Source organism: Saccharopolyspora sp. NPDC045941 (assembly GCF_056431445.1).
Genome location: NZ_JBWKKU010000139.1, coordinates 1 through 6508, shown reverse-complemented (window position 1 = coordinate 6508; position 6508 = coordinate 1). Strand labels below are relative to the sequence as shown.

At 68.3% G+C, this 6508-nt stretch carries 5 protein-coding genes; 4 read left to right on the top strand and 1 reads right to left on the bottom strand.

Features of this window, described 5'->3' with window-relative positions:
• Nucleotides 1–423: 423 nt before the first annotated feature.
• Nucleotides 424–1116 carry a GntR family transcriptional regulator gene (locus tag AC07FN_RS45540; RefSeq protein WP_478401322.1) on the bottom strand — a complete coding sequence of 231 codons (693 nt, stop codon included), beginning with the start codon at nucleotides 1114–1116 and terminating at the stop codon, nucleotides 424–426.
• Between the two features lie 124 nt (nucleotides 1117–1240).
• On the opposite strand from AC07FN_RS45540, the gene AC07FN_RS45535 reads away from it, so the two are divergent.
• The 4 genes from AC07FN_RS45535 to hpaD are packed head-to-tail and all read left to right on the top strand — an operon-like array spanning nucleotide 1241 to nucleotide 6384.
• Nucleotides 1241–2752: a fumarylacetoacetate hydrolase family protein gene (locus AC07FN_RS45535; protein ID WP_478401321.1), complete on the top strand. Its 1512-nt coding sequence runs from the start codon at nucleotides 1241–1243 to the stop codon at nucleotides 2750–2752.
• A 17-nt stretch (nucleotides 2753–2769) separates the two neighbouring features.
• On the top strand, nucleotides 2770–3765 hold the full coding sequence (gene dapA, locus AC07FN_RS45530; RefSeq protein ID WP_478401320.1) for a 4-hydroxy-tetrahydrodipicolinate synthase: 996 nt from the start codon (nucleotides 2770–2772) through the stop codon (nucleotides 3763–3765).
• A gap of 2 nt (nucleotides 3766–3767) precedes the next feature.
• The gene (gene hpaE / locus AC07FN_RS45525; protein WP_478401319.1) at nucleotides 3768–5279 is read left to right on the top strand and encodes a 5-carboxymethyl-2-hydroxymuconate semialdehyde dehydrogenase; all 1512 of its coding nucleotides are present in this window, start codon (nucleotides 3768–3770) and stop codon (nucleotides 5277–5279) included.
• A gap of 31 nt (nucleotides 5280–5310) precedes the next feature.
• Complete coding sequence (gene hpaD, locus AC07FN_RS45520) at nucleotides 5311–6384, top strand: 3,4-dihydroxyphenylacetate 2,3-dioxygenase (protein WP_478401318.1); 1074 nt, start codon at nucleotides 5311–5313, stop codon at nucleotides 6382–6384.
• Nucleotides 6385–6508 lie beyond the last annotated feature (124 nt).

The window sequence follows — 6508 nt, the reverse complement described above, 5'->3', positions numbered from 1 at the left end:
TGATTCCTTCAGCAAGATCAATCATCCCAGCTCAGAAGGGCATCTCGTCTTCTCAGCGCCGAACCGTTACCCATCACCACCGGTGGATTGAGGCTAAGTGGTCGATGCGGCGGTGCTGTTGGTGATGGAACGCCGCGCGAATTGGTGGGGGAGGTGAGCGATGCCGTCGCAGGTTCGAAGCGGCAGCAGGGCGTTACACGAACTATCTGTCGTGGAGCCTTTTGCGTGCTGGTCGACAGCACGCGTGCGGTCCACGCTGTGGTTCGCAGGTACCCCAGGGCTTCGACGATCGCGTCAATCTCGCCTGTTGCAGGTAGCTGCCGTTTCGGCGCAGCCACTTGACCGGCTGGCCCCGCATGCTCCGTGGTCGATTCCGGTCGGAATCGACCTGTAGTTTCGCAGGTCCGGGCTGCTTTCCGCGCCCTACGGCTGTTCGGGGTGGTCGTGGTCGCGCTGGAACCGGCGGAACGCGTCGAGGGTGGCGGTGCGGTGGCGGCGCGCGGCGAGTTCGATGTCGAGGGGATCGGCACCGTTCTCGATCAATGCGATGAGGTGGTCGTGCTCGGCGACGGATTCGACCGCGCGGCCCGGGACGAAGCTGAAGGTCGAGTCGCGCAGCATGCGCAGTCGGCTCCAGCCGCGGCGCACCAGGTCCGTGAGGTGCTCGTTCGGGCAGCGGGCGAACAGGACGGCGTGGAACTCCTCGTTGAGTTCGGTGAAGCGGCGTGGGTCGAAATGCTCGAGGCTCTCACGCATCCGCTGGTTCACCGCCCGTGCCCTGGTGAGGTCGTCGGCGGTCAGCAGCGGGGCGGAGAATCCGGTGGCGGCACCTTCGACGACCGCGAGCGTCTGCATCGTGGTCACGTATTCGCCCTCGTCCACCAGGGCGACCTGGGCGCCGATGTTCTTCTCGAAGGTGACCAGTCCTTCAGCCTCCAGCCGGCGGATGGCTTCGCGGACCGGGACCACGCTGATGCCGAGCTCGCCGGCGATCTGGCTCAACACCAACCGGTAGCCCGGCGTGAAGCGGTGCGAGACGATCCGATCGTGGAGCCACTCGTATGCCAGTTGGGATTTGCTGGTGGCGACGCGGCCGGCCGGTGCGTCCGTGGTCATGGGTCCTCGTTTCGCTGGCGTGCACTCCATCTTGCCCGAGACGCCGCGCGCGTCCCGATCCCTTCCGTCGAGGGGTGTGCACTCGGCGTTGATATCAGATACATCATCATATACGATCCTCGGCATGACGCACGACGATGTCCGTTCTCCTGCCGAAGGACTCGCTCGGCACCCACTGGTCGGGCGGCCGGGCAAGGTGATCGCACTGCACCTGAACTACCCGTCGCGAATCGCCCAACGCGGCCGGGTGCCGGCCAAACCGTCGTACTTCCTCAAGCCGGTGACCTCGTTGGCGGTCACCGACCAGGCCGTCGAGCGTCCACTGGGGGCCGAGCTGCTGGCCTTCGAGGGCGAGATCGCGTTGGTGGTGGGCAAGACCGCCCGCCGGGTCGCACGCGAGGACGGATGGTCGTACGTGTCCGCCGTGACCGCGGCGAACGACCTCGGCGTCTACGACCTGCGGGCCGCGGACAAGGGATCGAACCTGCGTTCGAAGGGAGGTGACGGCTACACGCCGCTGGGTCCCGAAGCCCTGCCCGCCGCTGAGGTCGACCCGGCCGCACTGCGGGTCCGGACTTGGGTGAACGGCGAGCTCGTCCAAGACGACTCCGCAGGCGCTGTCGCCTTCCCGTTCGGCGAGTTGATCGCAGACCTGTCGCAGCTGATCACCCTGGAACCCGGCGACGTGGTGCTCACCGGCACTCCTGCCGGGGCCTCGGTGGTGGTCCCGGGCGATGTCGTCGAGGTCGAGGTTGACGTCCCGGACACCGAGCACCGCACAGGCCGACTGCGGACCACCGTGGTCGAAGGGGCGGTCCCGCTGCCGGACTTCAGCGCGCAGCCGGCGGCCGACGATCACCAGCGGGCCGAGGCGTGGGGGAGTCGCGAGGCCGCCGGGCTCACCGCGGAGCCGGCGGCGTTCGAGCTCACCGGCGAGCTGATGGCGAAGCTGCAGAAGGTTTCGGTGGCGACGCTGTCGTCGCAGCTGCGCAAGCACGGCTACAACCAGCTGTCCATCGACGGCGTGCGCACCAACCACCCCGGCCGGAAGATGATCGGCCGAGCACGCACGCTGCGCTTCGTGCCGGCCCGAGAGGACCTCTTCCGCAGCCACGGCGGCGGGTACAACGCGCAGAAGCGGGCCTTCGACGCGCTCGGTCCCGGTGACGTGCTGGTGGTCGAGGCCCGCGGTGAGCACGGCAGCGGGACGGTCGGCGACATCCTCGCGCTGCGGGCCCAGGTCCGGGGCGCGGCCGGCATCGTCACCGACGGCGGCGTGCGGGACTGGAACGCGGTCGCCGAACTCGACATCCCGACGTTCTCCGGAGGTCCGCACCCCGCCGTCCTCGGGCGGCGCCACGTGCCGTGGGACAGCGACATCACCGTCGCTTGCGGCGGCGCGACCGTGCAGCCCGGAGATCTGATCGTCGGCGACGACGACGGCGTCCTGGTCATCCCGCCGGCGCTGCTGGCCGAGGTGCTCGACGCTGCGATCGAGCAGGAGGCCGAGGAGGAGTGGATCGCGGCCCGGGTCGCCGAGGGCGCGGCCGTCGACGGCCTCTACCCGCTGACCGGTGACTGGCGGAAGCAGTACGACGCCGAGCGGAACTCCGACCAACCGAACACCGACGCATAGCCCGCAGGAGGATCGGCATGAGCAACACCCTGGGTGCCTGGCGCACCCGCCCCGAGGAACTGACCGGATCGATCGCGCCGGTGGTCACCCCGTTCACCGCCGACGGCGAAGTGGACCACCAATCGCTGGCGAACCTCGTCGACTGGCAGCTCAAGCAGGGCTCCGATGGGATCTCCATCGGCGGCTCGACCGGCGAGCCGAGCGCACAGACGATCGAGGAACGGGGGGAGGCGATCCGCACGGTGCTCAAGACCGTCGACGGCCGTGTCCCCGTCGTCCCGGGCACCGGCTCGGCCAAGCTCAACGAGACCATCGAGCTCACCGGCGCAGCGCACGACGCAGGTGTCGACGCCGCGCTGATCATCACGCCGTACTACGCACGGCCCACCCAGGAAGCGCTGTACGTCTGGTACAAGACGGTCGCCGCCGAGTTCCCCGACCTGCCGATCATCGCCTACAACGTGCCGAGCCGGACCGCGGTGGAGATCGAGCCGGAGACGGTCGCCCGGCTGCACCGCGACGTGCCGAACTTCGTCGGCATCAAGGAGACGACCAAGGACTTCGAACACTTCTCCCGGGTGATCAAGGCGGCCGGCCGCGATCTGCTGGTCTGGTCCGGCATCGAGCTGCTGTGCCTGCCGCTGCTCGCCCTCGGTGGCACCGGCTTCGTCAGCGCCACCGCCAACATCGCGCCGTCGGCCACGAAGAAGATGTACGACGCCTTCCACGCCGGACGGCTCGAGGAGGCGCTGGACATCCACTACGGCCTGCATCCGCTGGTGGACCTGATCTTCGTCGAGACCAATCCGGCGCCGGTCAAGTGGGTGCTCCAGCAGCGCGGCCTGATCAGCTCCGGTCACGTCCGCCCGCCGTTGATCACGCCGACCGAGCCGGGCGAGGACAAGATCCGCGCGCTGCTCTCCGAAGGTGCGAACTACCTGTCGGCGGTCGACGAGAGCGACACCATCACGGCCCGCGCCGCCCGCACCCCCGCCCCCACCGGAGGAGAATGATCATGACTGATGCCCTCGCCACGACCGTCCAGCACGTGCCGGAGAACCTGCCGAAGCGGATCCAGCACTTCATCGACGGCGAGTTCGTCGACAGCCTGGACGGCGACACGTTCGACGTCCTGGACCCGGTGTCCAACCAGAACTACCTCAAGGCCGCGGCCGGCAAGAAAGCCGACATCGACCGCGCCGTCGCGGCGGCGCGCAAGGCCTTCGACGAGGGCCCGTGGTCGCGGATGCTGCCGCGGGAACGGAACCGGATCCTCAACCGGATCGCCGACATCGTCGAATCCCGCGACGAGCGGCTGGCCGAGTTGGAGACCTTCGACTCCGGGCTGCCGATCACCCAGGCGCTCGGGCAGGCGCGGCGGGCCGCGGAGAACTTCCGGTTCTTCGCCGACCTGATCGTGGCGCAGGCCGACGACACGTACAAGGTTCCCGGCAAGCAGGTCAACTACGTCAACCGCAAGCCCAAGGGCGTGGCCGGCCTGATCACGCCGTGGAACACGCCGTTCATGCTGGAGAGCTGGAAGCTGGCGCCGGCGCTGGCCGCGGGCTGCACCGTGGTGTTGAAGCCGGCCGAGTTCACGCCGCTCTCGGCCAGCCTGTGGCCGGAGATCTTCCGCGAGGCCGGCGTGCCGGACGGCGTGTTCAACCTGGTCAACGGTATCGGCGAGGACGCCGGTGACGCGCTGGTCAAGCACGAGGACGTCCAGCTGATCTCGTTCACCGGGGAATCGGCGACCGGCGAGCTGATTTTCGCGAACGCCGCGCCGACGCTGAAGGCGCTGTCGATGGAGCTCGGCGGCAAGAGCCCGGCCGTGGTGTTCGCCGACGCCGATCTCGACGCCGCGATCGACTCGACGGTGTTCGGTGTCTTCTCGCTGAACGGCGAGCGTTGCACCGCCGGCAGCCGGATCCTGGTGGAGCGCCCCATCTACGACGAGTTCGTTCGGCGCTACGTCGAGCGGGCCGAGAAGATCAAGGTGGGCAACCCGCACGACCCGGCCACCGAGGTCGGCGCGCTGGTGCATCCCGAGCACTACGAGAAGGTGACCGGCTACATCGAGATCGGCAAGACCGAGGCCACGCTGGCCGCCGGCGGCGGCCGTCCGGAGGGCCTCGAGTCGGGCAACTACGTGCAGCCGACGGTGTTCGTGGACGTGCCGCCGACGGCGCGGATCTTCCAGGAGGAGATCTTCGGCCCGGTCGTGGCGATCACCCCGTTCGACAGCGACGAGGAAGCACTCGAGCTGGCCAACGCGGTCAAGTACGGGCTGGCGGCCTACGTGTGGACCTCGAACCTCGAACGCGCGCACAGCTTCGGACAGCGCATCGATGCAGGCATGGTCTGGCTGAACTCGCACAACGTCCGGGATCTGCGCACGCCGTTCGGCGGCGTCAAGGCCTCCGGCCTGGGACACGAGGGTGGCTACCGGTCGCTGGACTTCTATTCCGACCAGCAGGCCATGCACATCTCGCTGGCGCCCGTTCACACCCCGAAGTTCGGCGCCTGAGGGCGTCACGCATGCGAAGGAACGTTCAACGATGAGTGTCTCGGCTGCCGCATCAGAGCTCACCCCGCCCGACATCGTCCGCTGCGCTTACCTCGACCTGGTGGTCACCGACCTGGCGGCGTCCAGGGAGTTCTATGTGGACACGCTCGGTCTGGTGGTCACCGAGGAGGACGACGAGGCGATCTACCTCCGCTCGTTCGAGGAGTTCATCCACCACAACCTGGTGCTGCGGAAGGGGCCGGTCGCCGCCGCGGCGGCGTTCGCCTTCCGCGTCCGCACCCCGGAGGACGTGGATCGGGCCGAGCAGTGGTTCGCCGCGCGCGGTTGCCGCATCGAACGCCGCAAAGACGGTTTCGTCAAGGGCATCGGTGACGCGGTCCGGGTCACCGACCCGCTGGGTTTCCCGTACGAGTTCTTCTACGAGGTCGAGCACGTCGAGCGGCTGGCATGGAGCTACGACCTCCACACCCCGGGCGCGCTGGTCCGCCTCGACCACTTCAACCAGGTGACCCCGGACGTGCCGAAGGGGCGGGCCTACCTGGAGGAGCTCGGCTTCCGGGTGACCGAGGACATCAAGGACGAAGAGGGCACCACCTACGCGGCGTGGTTGCGGCGCAAGGCGACCGTGCACGACACCGCCCTCACCGGTGGCGACGGGCCGCGGTTGCACCACATCGCGTTCGCCACCCACGAGAAGCACAACATCCTCGCCATCTGCGACAAGCTCGGCGCGTTGCGCAAGTCCGACGTCATCGAGCGCGGGCCTGGACGGCACGGCGTTTCCAACGCCTTCTACCTCTACATCCGCGATCCCGACGGGCACCGGGTCGAGATCTACACCCAGGACTACTACACCGGTGACCCGGACAACCCGGTCGTGACCTGGGATGTCCACGACAACCAGCGCCGGGACTGGTGGGGCAACCCGGTCGTCCCGTCCTGGTACACCGAGGCGTCGCTGGTCCTCGACCTCGACGGCAAGCCGCAGCCGGTGCGGGAGCGCACGGAGGCCAGCGAGATGGCCGTGACGGTCGGCGCCGACGGGTTCTCCTACACCCGCAAGGACGACGTCGCGGAAGGCTTCAAACTCGGGAACTCGTTGTGAGCGGCGAACTTTCCGACGATCTGCACGCGTGATCAGGTCGACGTAGTGCGCAGACCCCCGGGTTTATCCGTGGGGTTAGCACGTCAAGTCCGATCCTGACGTGCCCAGCGGTAACCCTGCCAAC

Excerpts from the sequence above, each read along its gene's own strand:
- AC07FN_RS45535 (WP_478401321.1), top strand. The coding sequence starts at position 1,241 with ATGACGCACGACGATGTCCGTTCTCCTGCCGAAGGACTCGCTCGGCAC.
- hpaE (WP_478401319.1), top strand. The coding sequence starts at position 3,768 with ATGACTGATGCCCTCGCCACGACCGTCCAGCACGTGCCGGAGAACCTG.
- dapA (WP_478401320.1), top strand. The coding sequence starts at position 2,770 with ATGAGCAACACCCTGGGTGCCTGGCGCACCCGCCCCGAGGAACTGACC.
- hpaD (WP_478401318.1), top strand. The coding sequence starts at position 5,311 with ATGAGTGTCTCGGCTGCCGCATCAGAGCTCACCCCGCCCGACATCGTC.
- AC07FN_RS45540 (WP_478401322.1), bottom strand. The coding sequence starts at position 1,116 with ATGACCACGGACGCACCGGCCGGCCGCGTCGCCACCAGCAAATCCCAA.